General features: G+C 39.6%; 28 protein-coding genes (1 of these 28 cut by a window edge). 14 read left to right on the plus strand and 14 right to left on the minus strand.

Annotated elements, in window-relative coordinates:
- Positions 1–376: 376 nt before the first annotated feature.
- Positions 377–1,261: a hypothetical protein gene (locus tag CIT02_RS05760; RefSeq protein WP_292614866.1), complete on the minus strand. Its 885-nt coding sequence runs from the start codon at positions 1,259–1,261 to the stop codon at positions 377–379.
- Entirely contained in the window at positions 1,258–1,590 is a 333-nt protein-coding gene (locus CIT02_RS05765) for a hypothetical protein (protein ID WP_292614868.1), read from the minus strand. Before CIT02_RS05765 ends, CIT02_RS05760 begins: the two co-directional genes overlap by 4 nt.
- Positions 1,591–2,023: 433 nt before the next feature.
- Here CIT02_RS05765 and CIT02_RS05770 point away from each other — a divergent pair, with 433 nt between their 5' ends.
- Positions 2,024–2,350: a hypothetical protein gene (locus CIT02_RS05770; protein WP_292614869.1), complete on the plus strand. Its 327-nt coding sequence runs from the start codon at positions 2,024–2,026 to the stop codon at positions 2,348–2,350.
- 85 nt (positions 2,351–2,435) lie between these two features.
- On the opposite strand, the gene CIT02_RS05775 is transcribed toward CIT02_RS05770, so the two are convergent.
- Entirely contained in the window at positions 2,436–2,600 is a 165-nt protein-coding gene (locus CIT02_RS05775; RefSeq protein WP_292614871.1) for a hypothetical protein, read from the minus strand.
- Positions 2,601–2,898: 298 nt separating this feature from the next.
- Here CIT02_RS05775 and CIT02_RS05780 point away from each other — a divergent pair, with 298 nt between their 5' ends.
- Complete coding sequence (locus tag CIT02_RS05780) at positions 2,899–4,251, plus strand: DASS family sodium-coupled anion symporter (RefSeq protein ID WP_292614873.1); 1,353 nt, start codon at positions 2,899–2,901, stop codon at positions 4,249–4,251.
- 69 nt (positions 4,252–4,320) lie between these two features.
- Entirely contained in the window at positions 4,321–5,529 is a 1,209-nt protein-coding gene (locus CIT02_RS05785; RefSeq protein ID WP_292614875.1) for a histidine kinase dimerization/phosphoacceptor domain -containing protein, read from the plus strand.
- Positions 5,530–5,559: 30 nt separating this feature from the next.
- Here the strand turns inward: CIT02_RS05785 and CIT02_RS05790 are convergent, their stop codons facing one another.
- Positions 5,560–7,002 (minus strand): PAS domain S-box protein, encoded by a 1,443-nt coding sequence (locus CIT02_RS05790; RefSeq protein WP_363124160.1) that lies wholly within the window; start codon positions 7,000–7,002, stop codon positions 5,560–5,562.
- Positions 7,003–7,443: 441 nt separating this feature from the next.
- Between CIT02_RS05790 and CIT02_RS05795 the strand changes: the two genes are divergently transcribed.
- Both CIT02_RS05795 and CIT02_RS05800 read left to right on the plus strand, forming a co-directional pair.
- A complete protein-coding gene (locus tag CIT02_RS05795; protein WP_292614879.1) occupies positions 7,444–8,259 on the plus strand; it encodes an ATP-binding protein in 816 nt (271 codons plus the stop codon).
- 28 nt (positions 8,260–8,287) lie between these two features.
- Entirely contained in the window at positions 8,288–8,845 is a 558-nt protein-coding gene (locus tag CIT02_RS05800; protein WP_292614881.1) for a flavodoxin family protein, read from the plus strand.
- Between the two features lie 23 nt (positions 8,846–8,868).
- Here the strand turns inward: CIT02_RS05800 and CIT02_RS05805 are convergent, their stop codons facing one another.
- The 3 genes from CIT02_RS05805 to CIT02_RS05815 form a co-directional block, all read right to left on the minus strand.
- Complete coding sequence (locus CIT02_RS05805; RefSeq protein ID WP_292614883.1) at positions 8,869–9,138, minus strand: hypothetical protein; 270 nt, start codon at positions 9,136–9,138, stop codon at positions 8,869–8,871.
- Positions 9,139–9,206: 68 nt separating this feature from the next.
- The gene (locus CIT02_RS05810; protein ID WP_292614885.1) at positions 9,207–9,845 is read right to left on the minus strand and encodes an isoprenylcysteine carboxylmethyltransferase family protein; all 639 of its coding nucleotides are present in this window, start codon (positions 9,843–9,845) and stop codon (positions 9,207–9,209) included.
- Positions 9,846–9,910: 65 nt separating this feature from the next.
- The gene (locus tag CIT02_RS05815) at positions 9,911–10,966 is read right to left on the minus strand and encodes an AI-2E family transporter (protein ID WP_292614887.1); all 1,056 of its coding nucleotides are present in this window, start codon (positions 10,964–10,966) and stop codon (positions 9,911–9,913) included.
- Positions 10,967–11,403: 437 nt separating this feature from the next.
- On the opposite strand from CIT02_RS05815, the gene CIT02_RS05820 reads away from it, so the two are divergent.
- The 3 genes from CIT02_RS05820 (at position 11,404) to CIT02_RS05830 (ending at position 13,699) form a co-directional block, all read left to right on the plus strand.
- Entirely contained in the window at positions 11,404–11,964 is a 561-nt protein-coding gene (locus CIT02_RS05820) for a TetR/AcrR family transcriptional regulator (protein WP_292614889.1), read from the plus strand.
- 52 nt (positions 11,965–12,016) lie between these two features.
- Complete coding sequence (locus tag CIT02_RS05825; protein ID WP_292614891.1) at positions 12,017–13,267, plus strand: aldo/keto reductase; 1,251 nt, start codon at positions 12,017–12,019, stop codon at positions 13,265–13,267.
- Between the two features lie 237 nt (positions 13,268–13,504).
- Entirely contained in the window at positions 13,505–13,699 is a 195-nt protein-coding gene (locus CIT02_RS05830; RefSeq protein WP_292614894.1) for a hypothetical protein, read from the plus strand.
- A 21-nt stretch (positions 13,700–13,720) separates the two neighbouring features.
- Here CIT02_RS05830 and CIT02_RS05835 read toward each other — a convergent pair whose 3' ends face one another.
- Positions 13,721–13,912, minus strand: a complete 192-nt coding sequence (locus tag CIT02_RS05835; RefSeq protein ID WP_292614896.1) for a carboxymuconolactone decarboxylase family protein — start codon at positions 13,910–13,912, stop codon at positions 13,721–13,723.
- 404 nt (positions 13,913–14,316) lie between these two features.
- On the opposite strand from CIT02_RS05835, the gene CIT02_RS05840 reads away from it, so the two are divergent.
- On the plus strand, positions 14,317–14,742 hold the full coding sequence (locus CIT02_RS05840; RefSeq protein WP_292614898.1) for a GNAT family N-acetyltransferase: 426 nt from the start codon (positions 14,317–14,319) through the stop codon (positions 14,740–14,742).
- A gap of 13 nt (positions 14,743–14,755) precedes the next feature.
- Here CIT02_RS05840 and CIT02_RS05845 read toward each other — a convergent pair whose 3' ends face one another.
- Complete coding sequence (locus CIT02_RS05845) at positions 14,756–15,115, minus strand: VOC family protein (protein ID WP_292614900.1); 360 nt, start codon at positions 15,113–15,115, stop codon at positions 14,756–14,758.
- Positions 15,116–15,223: 108 nt separating this feature from the next.
- Positions 15,224–16,606: an MATE family efflux transporter gene (locus CIT02_RS05850; protein WP_292614903.1), complete on the minus strand. Its 1,383-nt coding sequence runs from the start codon at positions 16,604–16,606 to the stop codon at positions 15,224–15,226.
- A 767-nt stretch (positions 16,607–17,373) separates the two neighbouring features.
- Between CIT02_RS05850 and CIT02_RS05855 the strand changes: the two genes are divergently transcribed.
- Positions 17,374–18,390 (plus strand): NAD(P)/FAD-dependent oxidoreductase, encoded by a 1,017-nt coding sequence (locus CIT02_RS05855; protein ID WP_292610529.1) that lies wholly within the window; start codon positions 17,374–17,376, stop codon positions 18,388–18,390.
- A 4-nt stretch (positions 18,391–18,394) separates the two neighbouring features.
- Here CIT02_RS05855 and CIT02_RS05860 read toward each other — a convergent pair whose 3' ends face one another.
- Positions 18,395–19,045, minus strand: a complete 651-nt coding sequence (locus CIT02_RS05860; RefSeq protein ID WP_292610531.1) for a TetR/AcrR family transcriptional regulator — start codon at positions 19,043–19,045, stop codon at positions 18,395–18,397.
- 301 nt (positions 19,046–19,346) lie between these two features.
- Between CIT02_RS05860 and mtrA the strand changes: the two genes are divergently transcribed.
- Entirely contained in the window at positions 19,347–19,892 is a 546-nt protein-coding gene (gene mtrA / locus CIT02_RS05865) for a tetrahydromethanopterin S-methyltransferase subunit A (RefSeq protein WP_394340411.1), read from the plus strand.
- 154 nt (positions 19,893–20,046) lie between these two features.
- Here the strand turns inward: mtrA and CIT02_RS05870 are convergent, their stop codons facing one another.
- On the minus strand, positions 20,047–21,111 hold the full coding sequence (locus tag CIT02_RS05870) for a winged helix DNA-binding domain-containing protein (protein WP_292610533.1): 1,065 nt from the start codon (positions 21,109–21,111) through the stop codon (positions 20,047–20,049).
- Positions 21,112–21,159: 48 nt separating this feature from the next.
- On the minus strand, positions 21,160–22,185 hold the full coding sequence (locus tag CIT02_RS05875) for a CPBP family intramembrane glutamic endopeptidase (RefSeq protein WP_292610535.1): 1,026 nt from the start codon (positions 22,183–22,185) through the stop codon (positions 21,160–21,162).
- 252 nt (positions 22,186–22,437) lie between these two features.
- On the opposite strand from CIT02_RS05875, the gene CIT02_RS05880 reads away from it, so the two are divergent.
- The 3 genes from CIT02_RS05880 (at position 22,438) to CIT02_RS05890 (ending at position 24,861) form a co-directional block, all read left to right on the plus strand.
- Complete coding sequence (locus CIT02_RS05880) at positions 22,438–22,887, plus strand: SRPBCC family protein (protein WP_292610537.1); 450 nt, start codon at positions 22,438–22,440, stop codon at positions 22,885–22,887.
- Positions 22,888–22,971: 84 nt separating this feature from the next.
- Positions 22,972–23,652 carry an L-2-amino-thiazoline-4-carboxylic acid hydrolase gene (locus CIT02_RS05885; protein WP_292610539.1) on the plus strand — a complete coding sequence of 227 codons (681 nt, stop codon included), beginning with the start codon at positions 22,972–22,974 and terminating at the stop codon, positions 23,650–23,652.
- Between the two features lie 414 nt (positions 23,653–24,066).
- Positions 24,067–24,861 carry a hypothetical protein gene (locus CIT02_RS05890; protein WP_292610542.1) on the plus strand — a complete coding sequence of 265 codons (795 nt, stop codon included), beginning with the start codon at positions 24,067–24,069 and terminating at the stop codon, positions 24,859–24,861.
- A gap of 31 nt (positions 24,862–24,892) precedes the next feature.
- On the opposite strand, the gene CIT02_RS05895 is transcribed toward CIT02_RS05890, so the two are convergent.
- On the minus strand, positions 24,893–26,002 hold the 3' portion of the coding sequence (locus CIT02_RS05895; RefSeq protein WP_292610544.1) for a serine hydrolase. 405 nt of this gene lie beyond the right edge of the window; 1,110 of the gene's 1,515 nt are visible here — the last part of the coding sequence; its start codon lies off the right edge, out of view; the stop codon is at positions 24,893–24,895.

Here is a 26,002-nt window from a genome sequence, read left to right on the forward strand (position 1 = left end):
ATGAACTTCATTTGTTTACCTAAAACTTTGTTCACCGGCCATATAAATTTAAGATAATTACTAAAACATTTCCTGAGGGCTTGTGAAGTTTACTATAACAAAACATCACCGGCATTTATAGTTTTTTGTGAATAAATTCACCAAAAAAAGAAGTTAACAGAAAATTCGAGGATTTTCCCCCTCAATTATTTCTACTGTAGATTTAAATGTGGAATTCCATTCCCCCCGCAAATTTTCAGCCATTTTAGACCATGAATATTCTACTACCAAACTCAAGATAAGATTAGAAGTTGATAAAAATAAAAGAAGGCTTAAGATAAAAAAAATGTTCTTCTGTAGAATTAATTTAGTTTTCTTAAAAACCGTAAAAGGGAAATTATTTGGATTTCCCTCTCAACGCATCAAAATTCTTTCCAGAACCTGTTTTAAAACCAAAAAGGACTCTGAACATGTTTTTGAAGGGTTTTTTATAGATGTGGAGATGGATTAAGGTCCCCACCACCATGAGAATGGATAATTCCACGTGCCAGAAAGTTAAAGAGGGATTTAAAGCAGTTCTTATACCAAGATTTATTAAAACCGCCAATATGATCCCCGTACCACCACTTCCGATGTATCCCATAGTTACCAGTAAATTCCAAATCCTTCGATGCTTGGTGCGGTTTAATATGCCTTTTTTAAATAGGAAATAGGTTATCAGGTAACTTCCTATAATGATCATGGTTACCGGTACCACATGGTAATTGGTTGCATCTCCGTCAAGGTTTCCACTATCTAAACTTGGGGAATCTTGGGGGACGGTAGAGTTTGCATCGGCCTGGTTAGAAAGGTTACCATCATCAACATTTGCCCCGTTTCCATGCCCAGTGTCGGTACTAGTGGCGCCATCGGTGGTGGAAGGATCATCACTCGTAGTACTGGTGGTAGAAGTGTCATCGACAGTGGTAGTGGTGGTTTGGGATAGATCGCATATTCCATTCCCATCCAGGTCCACATATCTAGGACACTGACCCGGGTAGGGATCATTCAGTATTCCGTAGGGACAGGAGGTGGCACATGAAGAAGACATGGTACTGGCTGCTATGAAAGGAATGGTAGAAGCCACCATCAGGAGTCTTTCTTTTAAGGAGGTGCTTTCCAATGCTGATTTTATCCTGCTCCCTGATAATTTTGATTGGATTTTATGGTTGGATAGATTTAGTTTACTGCCTAAACTAGATTTTGAGCCCTTTTTCATTTGGCAGGGAGATTCTTTCTTCATGTTTTCACCCTCCTCTTTGCTGGGGCAAACATGGTCTTAGCTGATTTCCAGTAGGTATGAAAGTGGAATACCGTTACCAGAGCCAGAGTTACACCCAGTTCTACGTGCCAGTACAGTAACTGAGGATTTATTGATAACTTGATCCCCAACTCCATTAATAAAAGCAACAGGAAACCAGCTCCTGCAGATATCAAAAAGGCTATTCCAATTATAAAATTCCATACATTGATGTGTATTGCTTTTTTGATTATATTCATCCGGTAAATGCTGTAAGTAAATAAATAGCCACCTATAAAAGGTAAGGCTGGTAATATCATATCGTAAACCATGAATTGTGCCCCCTTAATTATTTCCATTTCCAAAATCTGATTTTTCGATTAAATTTTTATTTTAATAGATTTTAAAGGCTTTTTGAATGGATTGAATATTATTCAACGTTTTAAAATTATTTAAGATAGTGGTTACCATTTAAAATCACCAGTATCTCAAAATAATTAATGAATATTAGTTTAAAGCCCTAATTATCCATTACACTACTAAATAGATCAACTATATAAAAGTAATTATTCCAAGATTATACCCAAATCTTTCCATAATGATGCCCAATTATTTATTTATAAAATAAAAGGATCATCAATGTTTGATATTAAAATATGGGCATTTATATAGTGTAAAATGGGTAAGATCTGGGCATTAACTTGGAATAATCATTTATCTTACCGCGAGATAATCTAATGCACAACACCAATGGAGGTGAAAAATATGGTGAAAATTCCAAAAAAAGCAGCACTGATCTGTGCACTGGTGATGATGGTCAGTATGGTCCCTGCCTTTGCATTGAATGATACTGACAACAGCACCACGACCACCGACCAGAGTCAGGGCCAGAACTGTAATGGCAACCAGAATCAGTGCCAGGGATCCTGTGACTCTGCTGGTGATGGAAATCAGCATCAATACCAGTATGGTCAGAAGAACTGTCAAGCAGGAACTGGAAACTGTGATCAAAGCCACCAGTACCAGCATGGTCAGGGAAATGGTAACGCCGGCACTGGAAACTGCGACGGTACCAACTGTCCAAATACCTAAGATGAGGGTTAAACTACCTTCATCTTATTTTAGTAATAACACTTATTTTAGCATAAAAATAAAATATTTCAATTTAAATCAAAAATTACGGTGTTTTATTCATGCTATTTAAAATTAACACCACTACCACGGCAAACAGAAATGTGCTGAGATAGTTAGTCCAAGTGTATTCTCCCAAAGCGAAAATCTCGTACAAACCAATAAGCACTACTAGTATTGATAAAATAACTGCCCATAAATTCCAGTTCATTCTTATCACCTTCCATTCTATCATGAAAATGTATCTTTACTTTATTCATCACTACCCATAAACCAGTTTATCTCGATCCAATATCCACTATTTTCCTATGAGAATTACTGAATATCTTTAGCCTGCTTGTTTAAAATAAGTATTACTATATCCTTAATATTAATGTTAGCCAGCCAAAAAGTATTAATAATGATTAAACATTATAAAATAAGTATATATTAGGTTAAGATTTTAGGTTACCTGTTAAAATAAAATAAAGGGAGGCTTAAAAACGAATATAAACTTAAAAGTTATGGGAATGCCCCTGGCCATCATTGCTTTTATAGTGATAATGTTAATTCCCATGCAAGGTTTAAGCTATCCTGGACATGCCGCAATTGCCTTACTTGTTTTTGCCGTGATAATGTGGGCCACTGAAACAGTGCATCTCGCTGTTACTTCCTTAATAATACTCTTTATACAGCCCATAATCGGTGTTGAAAGTTTTGATAGTGCTGTAATTGGTTTTGCCAATCCCATCATTTTCTTAATGATTGGTGGTTTTATCATTGCCGAGGCTATCCGTAAAAGCGGTTTAGCCACACGTTTAACCTATAGCATGTTAAACAAGTTCGGTACCAGCCCAGATAGAAGTATCTTTGTGGCGGTATTCTCCACTGGTATTTTATCTGCCTGGATCGAAAATGTGGTGGCTTTTGCCATGTTACTCCCTATTATCAAGGAAATCATCCCCTTAATGGGTGTTGACGACCCGGAAAATGGTAAAAGTAACTTTGCAAAGGCCATGGTACTTGGTGCATCCTACGGTTCACTGGCCGGCGGATTTGGAACGGAAATAGGTACGGCCCCCAACCTGATGGCCGCAGCCTACACCCACATCCCCTTTGCCAACTGGATGGTATTTGGATTCCCACTGGCCATTATTATGATGCTTATTATCTGGAAACTCTTAAGCAGAGTATTCAAACCAGAAGTAAGCGGAATAGTAGGTGGAAATAAGACCATCTCCAATAAATTGGAATCATTAGGACCCATGAAACGTGTGGAAAAAATTTCCTTAGGTATACTCCTATTTACCATCGCCCTATGGGTCACTGCCAGTTGGACTGGACTTAACAGTTATTCAGTTGCTTTAATCGGTGCTGTACTTTTCTTTGTTTTCAAAGTGCTTGACTGGAGAGATGCACAGAACGGTGTTGACTGGGGATTAATTGTCTTCTTCGGAGGAGCATTAAGCCTTGGAGCAGCATTACTGAATACTGGAGCAGCAGAATGGCTCATAACGGATATTGTAAGTGTTTTAGGAAGCAATCCATCCACCATCCTGATCATGGTGGTTCTGATGATAATTGCCGTCTGTATAACCCAGGTAATGTCCAATATCGCCCTGGCCGCAATACTGGTTCCACTGTCAGTCACCCTGGCACAAACCCAAGGACTACCTGTAGGACAATACGCCGTACCCGTAGCAATAGCCTGTTCACTATCATTCATGCTCCCAATGGCTGATCCAACAGTGGCCATGGCTTACGGAACAGGATACGTGAAAATTAAGGAGATATTAAAAGCAGGAGTGCCATTAGTTGTGATTGGAATAATAATAACCATTATACTACTATTGACTCCCCTGGCAAGTCCAGTGATCGGATAACCCCATTTAAGGTAGAATAAAGTTCTACCTATTTTATTTTTTTAATCAGCGGATAAAGGGATGTTCAATATGTTAAAAAAGAAGTCAGCGCCCACAAACTCAAATACAGAGTTAGGTGAAAACATAGATAAAGCCGGATTGAAGGCATTACTGGCAAAAAGTAGGGTAAATTTAAACGATATAATCAGTACTTCGTCTGCTCCCCAGTTCATTATAAACCAGGACCATAAAATCGTTTACTGGAACCGGGCACTGGAAGAACTGAGTAATATCATGGCTGACCATATTTTAGGCACAAATAAGCAATGGAAAGTATTTTACAATACTCAAAGACCATGTATGGCTGATTTTATAGTTAATGGACGCTTAGAGGATATCCCCAAATGGTACGGAACTGAAGATGGTTCCAAATTCATGCTGAAATATCATGGAAAGAGTGAATCCAAGGGTTTGGGTAATTCCTGTGAAGCAGTGGCCTTTTTCCCCAGGATGGGAAAGAAGGGAAAATGGTTGCATTTCACAGCCATGGCCATTAAAGATTTTAAAGGTGATGTAATCGGTGCAGTGCAGTCCTTTGAAGATGTCACCAAAGAGATGAAATTACAGAAACAATTGTTGGAAACCCTGGAAGAAAAGGAAGTACTCCTCAGGGAAATTCAACACCGAATCAAGAATGATTTGCAGATAATACGTGCCATGATACACTTCCAATCATATTACATTGATCACGACCCCTCACTGGAGTTATTTAAGGAGATCCAGAATCATGTCAATTCCATGACACGAATACATGAAAAATTGTACCGATCAAAGGATTTAACCAACATTAACATGGAAAATTTCATTAAAAGTTTAGTAATAGATCTGTTTAGAATACATGGAGTGGATAACAACCGGGTTAATGTGGAAGTAAACGCCAAGGTTATGCTTAATATCAACACCGCCATTCCCTGTGGACTGATGATCAATGAACTGGTAAGCAGTTCCATAAAGCGCAACCTGCAATCAACTTCCTCTGAAGACATTGATGGGGAAAGTTTTAGGGAAATGGATAAGATCACCGTTAAAATCATCCCCCAAGGTGAATCTTTTTTACTGACAGTTCATGATAACGCACCAGTTCTCCTAGAAAGTTTTAACCTTCAGGACAAGACCCTGAGTATGTGGTTCGTTAATAAATTAGCCGCCCAACTAGGGGGTTTAGTTGATTTAAAACAGGACAATGGAACATTATTTAACATTACCTTTAGGGAAATGAAATTTGAAGAAGAATTTTAAAATACACGGACCCGGCTGTAAGAACCGGTTTTACCTATTAATATCTCTCCAATAAATAGAAATTCCCTCTGATGAAGGATAAACACTAAAATCAAAGCAACTACTCATTTTGTGAATTCCGGGGGCTTTAAAATGAAGAACTTTTTGTTGATTCATGGCCTCACGGAATGAAGTCTCATAGATGGTTCCCACAAAATCAGGCAATCGGTCCCATATGTTTCTGCCCAAAAGATCATCGGCATCAATTCCCAGGTAATCTGCAGCACAACGATTCACGTATATGAAATTCCACAGATTATCCAGAGCCATGAACCCATCCTGAATACTATCTAAAATATGAGTAATCTGCTTTTTACCACTTTCCAGTCTATCTTCAGCCTGTTTACGTTCAGTATCATTGAATATGTAACCCTTGACCTGGATGAGATCTCCAGAGTCATTGAATATACCCACCATGTTAGCCACCACATGGATCCTCATAACATCGGATCTTCGCTGCCAGCTTTGAAATCCCAAAATTTTACCTTCGTTTTTAAGGCGAGTGACCATGTAAGGCCAATCAAATGGGTTTGAATGAGATATATTCCATTTCAGTGCATCTTCAACTGTGCTAAACCCGTAAATCTCGGCAAAAGCAGGGTTACACTCTAAAATCTCCCCATCAACCGTGGCGATGAAATCTCCAGTTAAATCTTCGTCAAAAAGGCGATGATACTTCTCTTCACTGCGTTTTAAAGCCTCTTCAGCTTCTTTACGTTCGGTGTCATCGAAAACATAACCTTTAACCTGAGTTATTTGGCCATTTTCATCCACCCGGGCCACAACATTACTGACAATGTGAATTTCCTTTCCATCCTGTCGTCGGTGGGTGGTTTGGCGACCCTGAATTTTAGGCCTGGTTTCCAGATGTCTTAGTAAATCTTTCCAGTCTGCCGGGTTAAAATCTGCTATGTTAGATTTAGAAGCTTCTTCAGGACTGGTAAAACCATAAATCTCGGCAAAAGCAAGGTTGCATTCTATTAATTCACCTTCAGGTGTGGCAATAAAATCTCCAGTTAGATCCTCCTCGAAAAAACTTCTGTACCTTTCTTCGGTGATGAGAAGTTCCTCTGCTTCTTTCTGGGAATATGATTCCTGGATTTGCACCAGATAACCAGAATTAATAGTAGATACTGTCATTTTTAAAAGTACAGAATCCCGGGCCAGGGAAATATAATCGGGTACATTAGAGAAATCCACCTTAATCTGGAATTCTGTCACACCTTTTTCGGTGATTTCATCCTTTTTACAGGGAATAATCGGGTTGTTGAATAAATTTATATCCGGTAAACCTTCTAACTGGGAAATTCTCAATAATTCTGAAGCAGCCAGATTTATATCCAATAATTTCCCTTTTTTATTATGGTAAAGCATTCCAATTGGGGATTTATCAAATATTTCCCTGAAAATACGGTGATTACCCTTTACCTTAATTCCTCCCTAAAAATCAATTTCTAATATTTTATTGATATTTAACTAGATATTTATGATTTGGTATTCCACGTATTTTTTTAATGTGATCTGTTGTGGAATGAACCAGCCAGTACTTCGTTAAACTGACCTATAACGAATTAAGATATTCAATGAGTTACAAGTTACCCTGAATCTCAAGTTAAAACACTATCCCCTCCCCAACGGTATCACACATCATATGAACTTACATAATCTGTTTTTCTGGTTCATTATTTTTACCAGTGATTTATGATATTACCTAAGGTTATAAACAGAGAGTAACCCGAAAAGCATCAACAATATACACCCACTATATCCCAATTGACCAAAATCATATGGATTCGAATGATATTTCAACCGGGATTTACATACCAATATACTGCAGGATTATATTTTATTAATTATTAGAAAAGAGGGTTTATTATGAAGCGAGATGTTATCCGGATCAATCAGGAAAAATGTAATGGCTGTGGTCTCTGTGTTACTGGGTGCCCCGAGGGTGCTCTGCAGGTAATTGATGGTAAGGCCCATCTCATCAGTGACTTATTCTGTGATGGGCTGGGGGCCTGTATCGGTGACTGCCCGGAAGGAGCTATAGAGATCGAGAGAAGGGAAGCTGAACCCTACGATGAACCCCGGGTTATGGAAAATATTACAAAAGCCGGACCCAATGTTATTAAGGCCCATTTAAAGCATTTGCACGAGCACGGTGAGACAAAATACTTGGAAGAAGCCATTAACGTTTTAAAGGAAAAAAATCTGGAAGTGCCAAATTATGAGGAGGATGCTCCACTGGCTTGTGGCTGTCCTGGTTCTGCGATGCAGGTTCCAGAGCCCAAATCCGGAGGAAGTGAATCTCCCCAGATTTTAAGTGCCGAACTGGGTAACTGGCCAGTACAACTGCAACTTTTAAACCCCAATGCCCCCTACCTGAAAAATGCTGACCTCCTCATTGCTGCGGACTGTGCACCCTTTGCCTATGCCAATTTCCACCAGCGGTTTTTAAAGGATAAGATTCTCATCATTTTCTGCCCCAAACTGGATCACACCATTGACCAATACGTGGAGAAGTTAAGTGAGATCTTCACCAAGCAGGACATAAAATCAATATCCATTGTGCACATGGAGGTTCCCTGCTGTTCCGGTATTGAAGTAATCGTTAAAAGGGCTCTGGAAAAGGCTCAGAAGAATATAATCATCAAGGATTACACTATCTCCATTAATGGAGAGATTATCTAATCAGCTACTAACTAGGAGGTTAAGGATAATGAAAGTACTGGGATTTGTGGGAAGTCCTCGTGAGGATGGTAACACTAAAATCATGGTGGAAGAGGTGCTGAAGGGTGCCCGAGCAGGAGGAGCGGAAACCGAACTTTTCAATTTGAACCAGATGGATATTGCTCCTTGCCAGACCTGTATGCACTGCAAGGAAAATGAGGGAGAATGTGGGACTGAAGACGATATGCGGGCAGCTTATGCTCAAATAAGGGAATCAGATGCATTTGTACTGGGATCCCCGGTTTATATGTGGCAGATGAGTGCCCAGGCCAAGCTCTTCACCGACCGGTTATATGCCAACTTCAAAACAGGGTTTGAGGATAAATACGGGCAAAAGGCAATGGCACTGGTATTTTCTCAGGGAAACCCCGATAAGAACCTATTCCAGGAGTACTTTTACTACACCCAGAATATGTTCGAATTTCTGGGTTACAAGGTGGTGGGCCTGATTTCCTCCCATGATAACAGTATTCCCGGGGCGGTTGAAAACAAAAAAGAAGTTTTGGACCAGGCTAGGGAACTAGGAAAGAAATTAAGCCAGAGATAGAACCTGAACCTTCTGGACAGTGTTTAACTATCCTTACTTTTTTCTAATAAATTAATGAACTGGTCCATGTCTTTAACATTGAACACGAATTTGTACCGGTCATTAGCCCCCCGCATGGACATCAAACAGCTAACTGCAGATTCCCTCTGGTAATTATCGAAAATATTTTCAAACCAGTGGGCATCCTCTTCCTGTGAGAATGTTATCTCCATAACACTGGAATGCTTTTCTACGGTGCAGTTTTTGTCTTTAAGGATTTCTATTAATTTTTCAACTTTCCTATTCAGTTCCATGGCCATCCCTCACCCACTATAAATCTTGTGATTTACTCTATATTTAATTATCAACCCTATAACTAAATTTAGATTATTTTGGGTATTAACATACCTGTTTTTTTCATATACTCACGGTATTCATCACCAAATTTGATGATCAGGTTATTTTCTTCCTTTTTGATCCTGATTATCAATCCCCCCACCAGGGCCGTCAGGAATATCAATCCGTACCAGTTCCAGGAAATTACGGCCACTCCGGTAAACAGGATTAGAATAGAAAGGTAAAATGGATGTCGAATCCATGAATACAGTCCGTCGGTGACCAGCTCCTGATTAGGTGTAGTTTTAGATAGAGGTACCCAGTTCTTACCTAATTCCTTCCGGACCACCAGGTTGAACCCCATACCTACTATCATCAGTATAAAACCAGCAATTAAGGGAATTGGCACGTAAAATCCCGGGTAAAGAGTGATTACCAGTGCCCCCATAATGCCTGCTTGAGGGATAGTGAGTAGAAAGGAAGTGTAATCCCTTTCTGTGATTACACTGGACCAACCCTTGATCTGGGCTCCGTAATGGTGGGAAACATAAATGGAAGTAAAACTGTAGCCCAAAAAGAAGAGGAGGAACAGATACAGCAGAGTTTGTTCATCTTCCATCAGAGGGTAGCTACATAAGATGGCCGCCACCATGAATATAAATAGGATTTTATCCTTTTTTTCCATTTCAACCACTTGTGCCCTGAATTAATGAGTTAAGGATGGTAAATTATATTATTACTGAATCTAGGTTAATTTCCGGATTGTTTTTCTTTGACCCTTTCTTCCCGGTAGACCTTGTAGGCAGCGTAGGTTATTCCCAGTATCATGGGTCCGATGAAAAGTCCCGGGATACCCATGGTAACTGCTCCGTAGATGAATCCCAGAAGGAAAACCAGGGGATGGACTTCGGAGTACTGGACTGATATTCTGGGGCGGATGTAGAAGTCGGTGGTGGTTTCAATTATCCACCCAAAGATAATCACCAGCACTCCCTGCATGGTGTTTCCAATGAGTATGCTGAAGATCCCTATGGCCCCGTAAACGATCCAGGGACCGATTATGGGAATGAACATGGCTATTCCACTGACTATGGCCAGTAAAATTACGTAAGGGTAACCCAGGAAATAATAAACCACCCCTGATAGTATTCCCAGGATGGCAGCGGGTATGATGTTACCCATTATGATGCTTTTCAGCACATCATCGGCCCCCTTTATCACTTCGCGGTAGAAACCTTTATCCTTATCTGGAACCACGTCTTTTATGTATTGAACTATTTTATCCCCGTCCCGGGCAAAGTAGAAGATGGAAAAGATCAATATGAGGACCTGGGCAGCGAGGGCCGGAATGGAACTGACCATGTTAATCAGGGAATTGGTAATGGCCGATAATAACTGGGTGATCCCCGATCTTATGGCATCCGCTATTCCCTGGGAAACAGTGGCAGAAAACCCCAGTTTTTGGACAGCATCGCTGATCAAACTAAAGTTTAAGGGATTATTTCCTGCTGTGGCCTGTAAAGATCCGAAAAGAGACACAGAAATGCCCAGGATCTGGGTGATGGTAAAGTACAGCAGTAAAGCAATGGGTATGGCCAGCAGGATCATTCCCAGGATGATGGCCAGAGTATTATATTTAACGTAGGGTTGGATTTTTTTGGCAATGAATCGAACGTAATAGGCCAGTATCGCCCCAAACGCCACCATGGTTATGATGGGGGTTAAAACTCCCAGAGATAAAATGGTTAGAATCAGTAATAAGGGGAATATAGTTGACGCGGATATTTTTTTAATGTGGGATATCATGTACACACCAGTTAATTTTTTAGAATACGCATTATTCCTCTAAATTTTCCCATTAATAGTTTTAATGTAAGCTTAACCCTGATAACTATTAATCAACAATATTTATCCAAGAATTTTTGGGTTATTTTCCTGGTTTTGGGACTGATGTTATCTAATTCACCTTTCACAAATTCAGCCACCGGTTTCTGATCAGTGCCCTGCCCATAGAAGTTATTGACATAAAAAGTGAAGAATCATCAAAAACCGGTGTAAAGGACCTGAACTACCCAATCAACAGGAAAGATACCTGAAAGGAATTATACAGATCTTTGGAATAAATATATCCTCCAAATGAAAAGAGGAAAACCTGATGGAAATGATAAGTTCGAAAGTTTTAAATACTAAACCGACTAATCAGTCTAGTAATTAGATAAAGTGAATTTCAGGAAGTAGGCAAGTTGAAGGAAAAAGAACAGAAAATACTGGACACATCCCTTCCACTCTTTGTAGAAAAGGGATTTCATGGTACTTCCACTGCGGAAATTGCAAAAACTGCCGGAGTGGCCACCGGGACCCTTTTCCACTATTTCAAGACCAAGGAAGATCTCATCGACCGTCTCTACATCTACACCAAAGAAAGCATCTTAAAAGCAGCACAGGGAGACTACGATGAGAGCAAATCATTTAAAGAAAATGTTAAATCCCTGTGGCTTAACTTTGTGAATTTTGGTATTGAAGACCCTTACAAATTCAATTTTATAATGACCTTCCACTGTTCCCCCTACATAACATCATTCACCAAGGGGAGAATCGAGGAGAAGTTCGTGGACCTCCTGGAAGTCTATAAAAAAGGATTGGAAGAGGATGAAATCAAACAGATATATGATGAGCTATTGATGGACTATTTTTGGGGTAACGTACTTAATACCATAACCCATTTTGAGAAAAATCCTGAAAAAATGAATGAAAATAATGTTGAACTGGCATTTGAACTGTTCTGGGATGGAATATCTAAGTAGTATTTTTTTGGCAAAGACTTAGACTGACAGGTCAATCTAATAAGGTGTTAAAATGCAGTACCGGAAAATTGAAAAAAACGGCGAGGAAATATCAGCACTGGGATACGGTGCCATGAGATTACCCACTAAAAATGGTAGAATTGACAAAGAAGAGGCTAAAAAACAGATATATTACGCAATAGACCAGGGAGTGAATATTATTGATACCGCATTCCCTTACCATGGCGGGGCCAGTGAATCATTTATAGGAGAGATTCTCACTGATGGATACCGGGAAAAAGTTAAAATAATGACAAAAATGCCTTCCTGGTCTGTTAAAAAATACGAAGACATGGAAAGATATCTGGAAATACAGCTTGAAAAGCTACAAACAGATTGTATAGACTATTACTTGGTCCACACCCTTACCAAGAAGAGCTTCCAGAAACTGAAAGAACTGGGAGTCTTCCAATTTTTAGAAGATGCCCAGGATAAGGGCCAGATAAAAAACATCGGTTTTTCCTCCCATGGTAACTTAGAAATTTTCAAAGAAATTGTAGATTCCTACCAGTGGGATGTCTGCCTAATTCAATACAACTACATGGATGAAAAGAACCAGGCCGGAACTGAAGGACTTGAATACGCTTACTCAAAAGGAATAAGCGTTTTCATTATGGAACCTTTAAAAGGGGGACTTTTAGCAGGCCAGGTCCCAGATAAGGCACTTGAAATATGGGAAGAGTCTGAAACTGAAAGAAGCCCTGCAGACTGGGCACTGCGATGGGTATTAAACCACCCTGAAGTTACCTGTGTGTTTTCTGGAATGAACCACGAAGACCAGATCAAGGAAAACCTGAAAGTTGCCGGGGAAGTTTCACCTAACTCCCTGACTGAAGAGGAGTTAAGGCGTTACGATCGGGTTAAAGAGGTCTACCGGAACCTCATGAAGATTGATTGCACTGGATGTGGTTACTGTATGCCCTGTCCCCGGGGAGTGGACATACCTCGCTGTTTTAACTATTACAACCACCAGTACATGTTCGATGAAAGCCAATCCTTCATTTATCTTGGACAGTTAGGAGGAGTTCTATCCGGCCAGGAAGCCTATGCTGGACTCTGCACCGAATGCGGGAAATGTGTAAGGGCTTGTCCTCAAAAACTGGAAATACCAGAATTATTAGGTACTGTTTCCCAGGAACTGGAAGGAAGAGGTTTTAAATATAAAATAAAAATTGGTAAAAGCATTATCCTGCCTCTTTTTGATGGATTTATTTCATTTAGCTCCAGATTTTCCAGAACGGATAAGACCAGAAAATCAAGCTAAGAACTAAAAAAGACAAGATTGAATTACCTTTTTTTAACCATACTCTCCACTTTTTTTAATAATTAAATTTTTCCGTGGGCAAAAAAGGGCCTATGTACTGGATTAATTTTTATACTTTAGGTTGAAAAAAAATAATCATCACTTTAAATATAATATGAAAACCTAGCAATGGTTAAAAAACTTTATTTGGCTGTTATTTTATCAGTAGCAATTATAATTTCCTTATCAGCAGGGTTTATGCTTCAAAGTCACAGCGAAGTTCAAAAACCAGCTCCAGATAGTTCAAATATAACTATATTTCTAACTGGCGATGTTATGTTTTATTTTGCAGCTGATTCACTTCTGGATGAGGGTGTAGATGTTTTTGGTTTCAATAGTCCTTTTAAGGCATCGGATCTGGTGGTTATATTGAAAATGATGAATGACCATTAAATCAAAAAAAAGTGTGATTAATTATTCCTTGTGAAAATCAAGGGCATTTAAAACAAATCTGGAGTAAGCTGCCGCAGGACCCCCTCCCATTTCAATGGCCACGTCAATGGTTTCGTATACTTCTTCGTCTGTAGCCCCGGCCAGGTGAGCCTGTTGGACATGCCACTCCATACACGGTTCGCATTTGGTTACAATAGATATGGCCAGAGCCATGAGTTCTTAATGTTTCTTTGAGATATTACCCTCGCTAAATGCTTTTTTTGCAGTTCCAGGAAAGTATTATAAGTTGCACAGTTTTTTGAAAACCGGGAATTGAGATTTTTACGATCATTGATACTTTGAGTAATTTTACCTTCCACAAATTCTACCATTTATTATCCTCCCTCTTCTTATTTAATCCTCATTAAATAAATAAAAATATTATTAAATCTTATATTTATTCATAGTAGTGGACACCACAATAACAGGAAAGGAGATTGCTGATAAGTGGGGCTATGATGTGGCTAAAAAGCAGAGCATTGAGATTGAATATGACTGGAAGGAAAACCCTAGTTGGGATCCCTTTTCAAGTGTATACACCGATTAAAATTTCTTAACAACAATAGGAAGGAATTTTTATGAATGAAATCATTTTTAAAGATGGAATTGAGGAAATGGATTTTGAAAAAGTAACTGAAATGCTGAGCGATGCTGATTGGAGTCCTGGTATTAAAATGGATGAGGTAAAAAAAGGAGCGTATAATTCTTCTCTGGTTGTGGGTGCCTTTCTGGATAAATCTCAAATTGGTTACGCCCGGGTTGTTTCTGATAAAACAAGATTTGCCTACATTCTGGATGTTTACATTCATCAAAACTATCGCCGAAAAGGTATTGGACAACAAATTTTAAGATACATCCTCGCCCATGAAGAGCTGAAAGATGTTTATCAATGGATGCTAATTACCGACGATGCCCATGGTCTTTATGGTAAATTTGGTTTTAAACCTGTTTCCCGCCCATTAGACTTGATGGAAATTAGAAAAGAAAGACCAGAACGAAAATAATAAAGTGTCAGCCCTACTTTAAGATATGCTGGACGTATTCGAAAATAGAACCATCAGGATGTTGAACTGTCATGTTAACTCCAGTGGGGACTTTTTGAGGGCCTCGAATAATTCTTGATCCGTTTTCTTCCAGGAAAGAATGGTATTCCTCCACAGAATCCACCAGAAATGTGGCTTGTGTCCTCTTAAAAGGTTTTAAGGCCTGTTCCAAACCGGCAATGATCAGGATATCATCAATCTGTGCTAGTTCCAAGCCCACTTCCGGCAGGGGAATCCTCATTTCAACCTTCATCCCCAGGAGTTTCTCATAAAAATCCAGGTGTTCCTCTAAATCTCCTACATAAACCCTGGAAAGTGTTTTCAGTACTTTCATAACCATTCACCATATTTTTTTACTACTATTGTGATCCTCTCCCTTAAAAACTGATCTCTTGTACCATCTTGAGATTCTAAAAAATTAAAGGATTATTAAAAAAATGATTTAATAATTCCTTTTAAGGCGTCTTACGTAGATAGTAGCCCATATGTATGCCACGGCACATCCTAATCCGCCACCGACTACTATTCCCCACCAGACACCAGGGGATCCGAATCCCAGTGTGAAGGCAAATAGGTAGGAGAAGAATGCCACAAATACCACTTCCCTTAACACTGTGAGTATCAGGGAGGTGAATCCTTTGCCCATTCCCTGGAAGATTGAACTGGCAGTGATTCCCAGGGGAACGGTGAGGTAGAAGAGGAACATCACCTGCAGGAAGGCTGCTATGGATGGTGCCATGAAGGCGCTTTCCGGGGAGTAGGTGAATATGGTGGCTATATTCCCGGCAAATATGTAGGATAATAAGCCAGTTACCACTGCTATTCCCACTCCTAACTTGGCAGAATAACTCAAGGCAGTTGAAAGGTTTTCATAGTTCCGGGCACCGTACGCCGCTCCGCCTACAGTAATTGCTGCCGTTCCAATTCCGATCGGTGGTATCATGGCCATCATCACCACTCTCCAGCCCGCAGTGTAGACTGCTACGGCTTCTGCTCCCCCCGTTATAACCAGCATAAGGTTTAAGATCACTCCCAGGATGGACATGACCAGAGATTCAATGCTGGCAGGTAAAGCAACCATAAGAATGTTTTTAATCACATTCCAGCTTGCTTTGAAGTCTTCTCTCGAGAAAGACACGTAGGTGTCTCTTTTTAACAGTAACCAGTAGAACAGGACCACACAGGACAGGCTACTGGATAAAATGGTAGCCCAGGCCGCCCCACTCACCCCCCACCCAAAGTAGTAGATGAATATAGGGTCCAGGATGATGTTCAGGACTGTAGTGGCAGCTATGACGTACATTGGCCGATTTACATCCCCCTCTGCCCGGAGAATACCCGAGGCCACGTTGGAGAATATCAGGAAAATAAGACCCCCAAATACTATCTGACCGTATTCCATAGCTAGATCTATGGTGACACCGGCACCCATCAGTAAAAGGATGTCTTTTAAAAATAACAGCAATATAACTGTTATTACAGCTGATACTACAATTGTTAGTATTAATGAATGCATTGCTGCGTTATCTGCACCTTCTTTATTCTTAGCTCCTATGCATCGAGCGATTAATGATGTTGCACCAGCCCCCAAACCGTTACCTAAACCTATCACTATCATAAATAGAGGGTTGATGAAACCTAATGCTGCTAGAGCATTTGGTCCCAGGCCAGCTACCCATATGCTGTCTGCCAGGTTGTAAGCCATTATCAGAAACATAGAAATGATCATAGGGATGGCCAGTACCCTGATTGCCTTTTTAGGTTCTCCAGTAACCATGGAGATACGCTGGTCCACACCTTTTGAATTTTCAATTTCAGAATTCATCTTTTTCTCCACAAAAATCTAAAAACATTCGACTAAGAGGTTTTTATTCACAAAAACCCTAATACTCATTTAAACTGGATAACTCTGATTAAGGGATAGCTGTTTTTAGATAAACAGAGTTACCATGAACTGGGCAAGACAAGAATGGTAAAATTAGATTCAACATTATTACATTGTTGATGGGTATATATATCTTTGTGGTTCCTGGATAAAATAAGGGTAAAACTGGAATTTTTCTGGAATTATTCCATGAATTTGTTTAATTATTGTTTAATTAGACCATTTTTTTAAATATCTTCAATAGGATAGCCCTTATTTCCCACCCGGTAACTTCAAATCCCGACCTGGTTCTGAAAATAGAAATGTTTTATTTGGACGTTTAATCGGAATTAGGGTGATTTCCGGCCAAATTCGGGTGTGATCTGGGTGTCAATTTGGAAAAACCATTTATCTGATCCAGGAGTTATTATGACTAACAAGTGAAAGGAGGTGGGATATAAGCAGTATCCATACCCGACCATGTAGACCCGGTATCTACCTGCACTTAATTATACCACCCCAAAAAAATTTGTTGATCAGCCTCGATCAGGCAGGAGATTTACTGGTCTACAAGGACGGGAATATTTTTTATGATTTTTTATAATTCCTTCTAAAAATGAATCTGAAGTTATCTTTAAATTTACATTATACTACTATATTTTTGAATGACATTATTTAGAAAGTATTTATGCAGTATTCAAGGCAACATCATTGAGGAGATCAAAAAAATGTACGATGTTTTGGTGATAGGCGCCGGACCTGCTGGTTGTATGGCTGCTAAAAAAAGTGCTGATGCCGGTTATGATGTTTTATTAGTGGACAAGATGGATTTACCCCGGGAAAAGTCCTGTTCTGGTATTTTAATACAGAAATCAGTTCAGATGGTGGAAGCTGAGTTCGGCAAGATACCGGAGACCACTTTTTCACATCCCCAGATTAACAGGGGAATTGTAGTTAATACTGAAGAGGGAAAGACCTTCCGATTTGAAAGTGAAGGTTACAATGTATGGAGAAACCTATTCGATCAACATTTAGCCCTTAAAGCTGAAGAAGCTGGTGTCGAACTTAAAACCGCCCGGGCAATCTCTTCTCGTGAGAAAGACAATGGAGTGACCGTCAAGTTCAAAGACCGGGAAGAGGAAGCTCGGGTGGTCATAGCGTGTGATGGGGTCAGAAGCACGATTAAAAAGAATATTTTGGTTGCCTCAAATAATACAAACCCCATAATCACTTATCAGACGTTTTGCAGGGGTAATGTTGATCTGGAAGTTGATTTTTTCCATGCATTTTTAAATCCCGAGCTTTCCCAGTACGATGCCTGGTTCAATGTCAAGGATGACTATCTCATTATGGGAGTGGGTGTTCAGGATCCATCCCTTATGAAAACTTATCACTCCCGGTTCCTTTCTTTTCTAAAAACAAACCACAATGCCCAGATAGATTCTATTGTTAAGGAAGAAGTGGGTATTATGCCCCACATAACACCAGAATTTCAGGTAGATCTGGGAAAAGGCAGGGTGTTCTTTGCAGGGGATGCTGCTAATCTCCTGAATCCCCTGGGTGAGGGAATATCCAGTGCACTGGCTAGTGGCTATCTGGCAGCTCATGCTATTAAATCAGGTGATAATCCCGAGGATAAGTTAAATACATATAAAAATAGTATGGAAGAAAATATTGCCTATATGATTAGGCAGTGGAAGTTTCTTGGTGGAATTTCAACTAGATTCAGGTGTTTTCTGGATTAATGTGTCATTTTTGGCCCCAAGCAGACCTCTGGGTGAGGGCCGGGTTGAGGAAACTCAACAGATCTTCCCAGTACTTTTCCCGGGATATTCCACGGGCTTCCAGCACCATCTGAAAACTAAAATCAAGGTTTAATGCATTGGTGGCCATTATGTTTAAGTATATGGACATTTCAACTGGATCCAAGTCATTTCTGATGGTTCCGTCAGCAATACCTTCTATTATGGCTTCAACCATAATACGCCACATTCCCGTGCTCAGATCCACGATCTCCTGGGCATCCTCATCATCACTCATCTGAAATCTTTCGGTCCCGGAGTAGCAATATATGCGGAAGTATTCGGGGTACTCCCTTGAAAAATCAAATAATCCCTGTAACATGGCTTTTACCTTACCATAACCATCAGTGTCAATATTAAAACATCGCACGTATATTTCATGGAGAATTCGTACCCCCTGAAGATTTACTGCGAAAAATAAGGTTTCCTTATTTTTAAAATAATAATAGAGTAGTGCTTTGTTAACCTCTGCTTTGTTGGCTATCTCATCCATGGTAACTTTGTCATATCCCTTGGCAAAGAAAACCTTCTCTGCAGCATCTATTATTTCCTGGCGCCTTTTCTGCTTTTCTCGTTCTCTTCGGGAAATGGTAGACATGGTAGTTCACCCATTGATCTCTACTATACTGTTGGATGTGAATCTTTTTAAATCTTGGTTAAGGATAGAGTGATTTTCCCTGCAGGATATTTAAAAATTGGGCAAACCAATCTATTATATTTTCCAATAAATAATTCCTTATTTTAAGAGTTTTTTGGATTTTATATCCTGAATTAAGTTCACATATCTTGTTTTTTAGGTGGAGTGAAAGGGCAAAATATATATTGTATTAACTACAAGTTAAACATTAACTTATAGTTAAAATTTAAATTTGAGTTAAAAAAATCTGGAGGTAGAAAACATGGTGGAAAAAAAATCAGTAGAAGAATGGCCCCCAGTGGTGGGTGACTACACCACCGGTGATGTGGAAAGCGCAGTGGCCGTGGTAACCCTAGGCTCCCATATGGAAAATACACCGGTAGATGCCGGGGCAAGTATTTCCGGACCTTTACACACCGAAAACCTGGGTATTGAAAAGGTCATAGCCAACGTGGTTTCCAATCCCAACCTCAGATTTTTGGTGGTGTGCGGTGCCGAAGTTCAGGGACATATCACCGGCCAGAGTATAAAGGCACTCCATGAAAATGGTGCCGACCCAGAAAAGAAAAGAATCAACGGTGCCACTGGAGCCATACCCTTCGTGGAGAACCTGAATGAGGAAGCCATCCAGAGATTCCGGGACCAGGTAGAGGTAATTGACCTGGTGGATGTGGAAGACCCCCGCCAGATCCAGGCCCAGATCAAGGAATGCCTGGCCCAGGATTCCGGTGCCTTTGAAGAGGAATCACTGGTAATAAAACTACCAAAAGAAGAATTAAAAAGCACCCACTCTACTGAAAACACTTAAAACAGAATTAAAATTCCATCCTAACATTTATAGGGTCCATTCTATCCTGAGATTCGTGAATTTTTCCGTATTTATTCACGAATCTCCAGGTACAATTGATCCATTATATTGACAGAAATATCGTTTTATTAACAAACCAGTACCAGCTTATTTTTTATTCAATGAATTTCCTGTATAAAAGTTCCGCTTCACCCAGAGCATGTTTTTCATCCAGATTAAGTGTTATAAAGGGATGATATTCCATCAAAACTCGACTCTTTTTGAAGGTACGCCTCCAGGTGCCTACGATCTGACCATCTAAAGAGATGGTTGATCGGTAATGATTCTGAAGGTATTTGCGTGTTTTAAGGTCCAATGAAGCACTCCGATCACGGTAGGCAAAGAGATACTCATCGTAGGTGGGTAAAAGATGGACCACAGGTATGTTTGCCCCAGGATCTTCGGTATTGGTTAGTGAACTTTCTTCCTCAGAATACCAGTAAGTTCTCCCATTGATGGTTTCCTGATTGAGTTCAGATTTAACTGCCTCTAATCCTGTTCGAGCATCTGCTGTCAGGAGGCCGGACCACCATATGAAATCATGAATAGTTGCCGGGCCACGGCTTTTGAAATAACGCCGAGTGAGTTCGGCCAGTGCTTCATCATCATCCATGTCAGATTCCGGGATCATATCCAGGGACATATATAGGGGGACGTTACTATCCACTCCACACTGACATATAAGTCCATCAAGGGAAGCTCTCTGCAGAATATAAGGTGCTCGTTGCCCTTCTGTGTCAATGCCCTTTTGTCTGAGAATATCCAGTAGTTCCTTCCGGTTAAGTTCAGTACCCCCTTCCAGAGATTCTTTTAACACCTGATTACTTTGTTTTAACGTATCATCATCTAATTCCAGTTCCCTGTATCGGCGTGTATTCTTTTTAATAATACGGGGTGCCAGTAAATTGACCATCCAGTGAATATCATCGGCAGAAACTATGTGGAGAGTCCCCCTCATAATCCATGTCCGTAGAAGAGTTTTAGCAGCAAACTCTTTTTCTACATAAGTATCGGTAATTCCTGGTAAACGAAGGCCCAGTGCCCATTTAGCACCAGCATAGTCCTGACCCTGGATAGCTCCTAACCATGAAATTAACTCAAGGGGCTTCTTGAACTTGGTACTAATGAGTTGTTGATTATGAAGTCTGTTCATTACCAGGTTTGAGTTCCGGTTAGTCAAGGATAGCCCCCATAATTTATACTCTTAAACATCCGATTTGATTGCAAATCAATACTTATATACTGCTCCATGGTCTTCAGGTAGTTTACGCCACATTTTATCCACTATGATGACCACAATTGCTGCAATATTAATTAATGCAATGTAGGCTAGTGAATATGGTCCGGATATGCTCGGAGGAGTGATAATCAGGGTCCCTACCGTGTTAATTGAACCATGGAATAAGGTGACTAGTAGTAAACTGCCTCGAGTATGATTATAAATCCAGGTAAAGAGGAAGGTAAGTCCGATATTCCAGGTGAATCTGGTTAGGAATGCATCAAATCCACCAGGATACATACCATTGTAATAAAGTGGCAAATGCCAGACTGTCCAGATTACAGCTAAAATTAACGTGGCCACAAGAGGAGAGTAAAGATTCTGTAATCGTGGCAGTGCAAATCCTCTCCAACCTATTTCCTCCCTTAAAGGGCCACGAATCAGAGTAATGTAAAAGAAAGAGAGAATAGCTCCGTAAAGAGCATTGATGGAAATTTGAGGTAATATTTCACTAAGGGGAGAACCAGTAGTAAAAACACCGAAGAAAAGCGAAAGGTAGGTTATGGCCGGGAATATTAATAGGGCAACAATGTACCATTTTAAACCCACCTTCCAGATATACAGTTTGTTCAGAAGCTCTCGTATCCCTTCATGAGCCGCTAATCCTCCAGTAATTATATAAGCAGCTATTACTGCATTAACAATTATTAGAATCAATATTGTGATAGAAATCGTGTTTAAAGAGATTCCTAAGTATAAAACAACCAGGAAACTGATTAATACCAGGAATATTATAAAAATGGTCCATCTTTTAAGGTTCTGGGTTTCTAGTTTTTTGGGTTTAATAGCACCTGAAAGGACTATTGCAACTAAAGCAGGGCCAGAACCACCAATAGCAGACACCAGGACAGCAATTATGGGATCAGTTATGGAGAATAGGATCGGTAAAACAAAGAATACCCATGTAACTACGAAAGTTAGTGTAAAATAAAATTTCAACTGGTTGTTTTTAATTAATTCAGGGATGGAACCCACATAACCCCCTCCTAAGAATAACATTTTATTAGTTATTACTTACTCTATTTTAATATAAAATTATCGGATTTGCTGTACTTTTTAAAACTGTTCATAAACCATCTTAATGCCCTGTTACTTATGTAAATGTATTAGTTAATACATATTTGCGCTTAAATAATTTTTAAACCGATTTAGACACTTAACTAAGAATTTTTATTTTAACATAGTTTTTAATATTTTAGAATTCAAATATATTAAACGGGTGATAGAATGGTTAGTGTCAATGAAAAGGCTCCTGTCCTGGCTAAAGTGGAAATTGAAATTGATGCCGATCCCCATACAGTGTGGGATATTTTAACTGATATTGAAGCCTGGCCCCGTTGGAATCCTGATGTAAAAGAAGTTATACTTCATGGTAAATTAGAACCAGGAACACATTTCCAGTGGAAAGCTGGTCCAGGGAAAATTTCATCGGTTCTGCAGAATATAGAACCACCACACCGTATAGCCTGGACCGGGAAGACCATGGGCATCAATGCCATTGATGTTTTCAAAATCGAGGGCGTGGAGGGTAAAACCCGTGTAGTAGAGGAGGAATCCTGGGAAGGTCTCCTCAGCCGTGCCATGCACGGTCAATTTCAAAAAATGCTGGAAGAATCCCTGAACTCCGGCCTGGAGCACCTTAAAATCGAAGCAGAACGCGTCCATAATCAGGAGTAAATCTCTGATTTTACCAATAAAAATCTCTAATCCGTATTGAAGGAAAATTTACCGCCAAGATATTGGAGTTACGGAGTAATGTAAATGGTCGAGGCAAAAGATTACTATACATCCAAGAAATCCGAGTTTTTCACCCAGTTTGATGGCTTCTGTGAACGTGTGGGAACTTTGATAGAAGAAAAATACGGGGAAAAATTTAAAAATGAGGTTATGGGTGAGATTAGAGGGGAATTTGAACTTATTTTTGATGAAATACCCTACATTGGTGGGGATGAAAATTTTTTAACCATGGACCTTGTTTCTGCGGCCCAGGACCTGGCCCTGTATCAGGTCCTGAAAAGGCATGATAAGCCCGTGAAAGAAATTGGGGAGATAGCTTACCAGGAATCTGAACAATATTTAAGGGATAATGCAGATTTAATTCCCCCTATGACCCATCCCAAGTACGTTTTTTACATTGAAATGGCAGCCAAAGAGTCCCTGAAGAGGAAATATCCTGGTGACTGGGCCTACGAATTCATCCCTGGAGACAGGGCGAATGATTATGGACTGGATTTCATTGAGTGTGGAATACAGAAGTTATTCCATGACCACGATGCCGATGAATTCACCCCTTACCTGTGTGCCATGGACATTCCCATGAGTGAATGCGGAAATTTGGGCGTGCATCGCACTCAAACCCTGACCGAAGGTGGTGATCGGTGTGATTTCCGGTACAAAGGTGGAAGGGAAACTGAAGTTGCGAGTACGGTGATTAAAAAGTAGTTAAATATTGAAACCTATAAATTCACTACCAGATCTCCTCCCAACATCTACCGTGCCATGATGATGGTACTATTACCTAAAATACTTTTTCTAACCATATAAGTTAGTGTTTGGCATAATTGCATCTATTTTTTTAAATACAACACTAAAGTCACGTACTTTTCCATTTAACATGCCTCTGACAAATTTACCTCACTTTTTTAAAAAGATATATTAGCACAATTTTGTTAGAAGCCCCCATTATTCATGGGAAAGATTAATAAACGTTTTTAAAGGAAAGCAAAAGGTTTATAGATGTTTTAAACCATAATAATGCCATATTTTCAATAGTTTTTTAGGAGAGATCTTGAATTTACAAGTTGAATCTTTCAATCCATGCATAAATCAATGGGGATCTGAAGAGGGAAAATAGAAATGAACACTGTAGAAGTAGAGGTTCTGCGCAGAGAAGCTAGTGAGGAAGAGAAAGAGGAAATAGAACGAATTCGACAAAAATACAGAGAGCGACAGAAACAAAGCAACCCACAAACCCCAATCATTGACCAAGAAAAACAAGCCCTCATAAAAAAAGCACAACAACAAGAACAACTGGAAAAGGAACTCCTTCTTAAAAAGTACCAACAAAGAAAAACCCAAAAAGCAGACCACTCCACAAATTACCGGGAGAATAAAGATCTCCTCGAGAGCAAGGAAGAATTAATTGAAAATGATGATTTTAATGAATTTAGACGGGAAGATAGGGAATTAAAAGCTGAAAAGATAGAATGGAAAGAAGAAATATCGGAAGAATTAGAACTGGATAGGTCGGCTTTACTGGCCAAGTATAATTTAAAAGATGTTAATGATGATGTTGAGGAGATTTTACACCGCTTTGACCAGTCAGTTTATTATGAGGATGTTGAAAAGATAGAAAGAAAATTAACAGATAGGATCACGAACTCTGCTTTGTCACATCCCAAAGTGCAATGGGTTAATGTCCTGGTGTTCTTTAATGAGGGTGAACTGGAAGGGAATATAAAGATATTCGCAGAATATGCTGATAAAGGACTATTCAATCGTATAAGATCAGAAAATAACGAAAGAAGATTAGAGTTTGAACTAGTACAGGCTGCACTATACGAAGTGTGGGATGTCTTCACTACCCTGGGCATTAACATTGATGACCTTGACTCAAAACTAGATGTTGAGGTTGAACTGGACCGTGCCTGACTAACACAACCACAGCAACAACATTCCAGTGTTATTCTGTACGATTGAAGGTGTTTGTTACGTTAGTGGGTATCACAGTATAATCCGGCGCCACATAGGTTACTAATTGCTGATATTTGCCATCTGTAAGGTTTTTGAAAGTTAATAAGTCACCATTACTTCTTGCGGCGAATGTAGTGTCATTCCAATGAGTTAAATTGAAGGACTGATCGTTTAAACAATAATAACTAATCAGAACGTTATTTTCCAGTTTAATGGTAATATTCCCATAAAAATCATTTAAATACACACCAGGATAATTGGCAAGGTCTCCTGGTCCAGTGGGGTTATCCGGAGCTTGTTGATATACTGGTTTATATGTATCGTAGAAAATAGGCCAGAAATCAGAGGTTTCATCACCATTCATTAAATCTATTAATTTTTTATATACACTCATCCGGAAGGCATCCCCCATACTCCCTTCATTGGTTAATATTGCCATACCGACTCCCGTAGATGGGTAGAAATTCACGAAAGCTTTGGACGAAGGTATGCTTCCTGCATGGGATATATGGGTTTTATCAATATCCCACCCATATCCATACATGGTATCATTTTTATCATCGATGTATACATATCCGGTTCTGGTTGCATCTAAATTCTCTTTAGAAACAATTATCTGGCCGTTGAACATTCCAGTACCAGCTAATTGGAAATTAAGCCAATTAACTAACTGATTAATTGAAGCGCCCATACTACCGGCCGGTCCAATTTCGTCTAAAGCCGGAGGATATGAAGGTGTTCTAATGATAGATCCGCTATCATTATAGTATGAAATGTAATGGGTTGCATGGTTGGGTGAGTTCAAGAAATCAGAGAGATTAGTAGTTGCGGTATTCATTCCTAAGGGGTTTAAAAGTTCTTCTTTAATTAGATCCACCCACGCTTTGTTATTGGCAATAGCCGCACTGTAACCACCCAAGGCATACATTATATTATTATACTGATGAGTAGTACCTAATGCACTGGTATTCAGTACGAAACGCTGATTATAAAGCATGTGAGAGTAACTGTTGTTGAAAGTAAACGCTTCTGGATCTCCTTCCGCAGCAGGTAATCCACTGGTGTGTTTGAGACAATCGGCTATGGTCAGATCGTTATA

The organism is Methanobacterium sp. BAmetb5 (assembly GCF_003491305.1).
GTDB lineage: Archaea > Methanobacteriota > Methanobacteria > Methanobacteriales > Methanobacteriaceae > Methanobacterium.

Bases quoted from the DNA above. Each gene is read 5' to 3' on its own strand.
- CIT02_RS05845 (WP_292614900.1), bottom strand. From the start codon at position 15,115: ATGAAAGTACTGAAAACACTTTCCAGGGTTTATGTAGGAGATTTAGAG.
- mtrA (WP_394340411.1), top strand. From the start codon at position 19,347: ATGGTGGAAAAAAAATCAGTAGAAGAATGGCCCCCAGTGGTGGGTGAC.
- CIT02_RS05760 (WP_292614866.1), bottom strand. From the start codon at position 1,261: ATGAAGAAAGAATCTCCCTGCCAAATGAAAAAGGGCTCAAAATCTAGT.
- CIT02_RS05800 (WP_292614881.1), top strand. From the start codon at position 8,288: ATGAAAGTACTGGGATTTGTGGGAAGTCCTCGTGAGGATGGTAACACT.
- CIT02_RS05780 (WP_292614873.1), top strand. From the start codon at position 2,899: ATGCCCCTGGCCATCATTGCTTTTATAGTGATAATGTTAATTCCCATG.
- CIT02_RS05830 (WP_292614894.1), top strand. From the start codon at position 13,505: ATGCTTCAAAGTCACAGCGAAGTTCAAAAACCAGCTCCAGATAGTTCA.
- CIT02_RS05765 (WP_292614868.1), bottom strand. From the start codon at position 1,590: ATGGTTTACGATATGATATTACCAGCCTTACCTTTTATAGGTGGCTAT.
- CIT02_RS05775 (WP_292614871.1), bottom strand. From the start codon at position 2,600: ATGAACTGGAATTTATGGGCAGTTATTTTATCAATACTAGTAGTGCTT.
- CIT02_RS05770 (WP_292614869.1), top strand. From the start codon at position 2,024: ATGGTGAAAATTCCAAAAAAAGCAGCACTGATCTGTGCACTGGTGATG.
- CIT02_RS05855 (WP_292610529.1), top strand. From the start codon at position 17,374: ATGTACGATGTTTTGGTGATAGGCGCCGGACCTGCTGGTTGTATGGCT.
- CIT02_RS05880 (WP_292610537.1), top strand. From the start codon at position 22,438: ATGGTTAGTGTCAATGAAAAGGCTCCTGTCCTGGCTAAAGTGGAAATT.
- CIT02_RS05840 (WP_292614898.1), top strand. From the start codon at position 14,317: ATGAATGAAATCATTTTTAAAGATGGAATTGAGGAAATGGATTTTGAA.
- CIT02_RS05815 (WP_292614887.1), bottom strand. From the start codon at position 10,966: ATGATATCCCACATTAAAAAAATATCCGCGTCAACTATATTCCCCTTA.
- CIT02_RS05885 (WP_292610539.1), top strand. From the start codon at position 22,972: ATGGTCGAGGCAAAAGATTACTATACATCCAAGAAATCCGAGTTTTTC.
- CIT02_RS05810 (WP_292614885.1), bottom strand. From the start codon at position 9,845: ATGGAAAAAAAGGATAAAATCCTATTTATATTCATGGTGGCGGCCATC.
- CIT02_RS05860 (WP_292610531.1), bottom strand. From the start codon at position 19,045: ATGTCTACCATTTCCCGAAGAGAACGAGAAAAGCAGAAAAGGCGCCAG.
- CIT02_RS05825 (WP_292614891.1), top strand. From the start codon at position 12,017: ATGCAGTACCGGAAAATTGAAAAAAACGGCGAGGAAATATCAGCACTG.
- CIT02_RS05805 (WP_292614883.1), bottom strand. From the start codon at position 9,138: ATGGAACTGAATAGGAAAGTTGAAAAATTAATAGAAATCCTTAAAGAC.
- CIT02_RS05795 (WP_292614879.1), top strand. From the start codon at position 7,444: ATGAAGCGAGATGTTATCCGGATCAATCAGGAAAAATGTAATGGCTGT.
- CIT02_RS05835 (WP_292614896.1), bottom strand. From the start codon at position 13,912: ATGGCTCTGGCCATATCTATTGTAACCAAATGCGAACCGTGTATGGAG.
- CIT02_RS05785 (WP_292614875.1), top strand. From the start codon at position 4,321: ATGTTAAAAAAGAAGTCAGCGCCCACAAACTCAAATACAGAGTTAGGT.
- CIT02_RS05890 (WP_292610542.1), top strand. From the start codon at position 24,067: ATGAACACTGTAGAAGTAGAGGTTCTGCGCAGAGAAGCTAGTGAGGAA.
- CIT02_RS05850 (WP_292614903.1), bottom strand. From the start codon at position 16,606: ATGAATTCTGAAATTGAAAATTCAAAAGGTGTGGACCAGCGTATCTCC.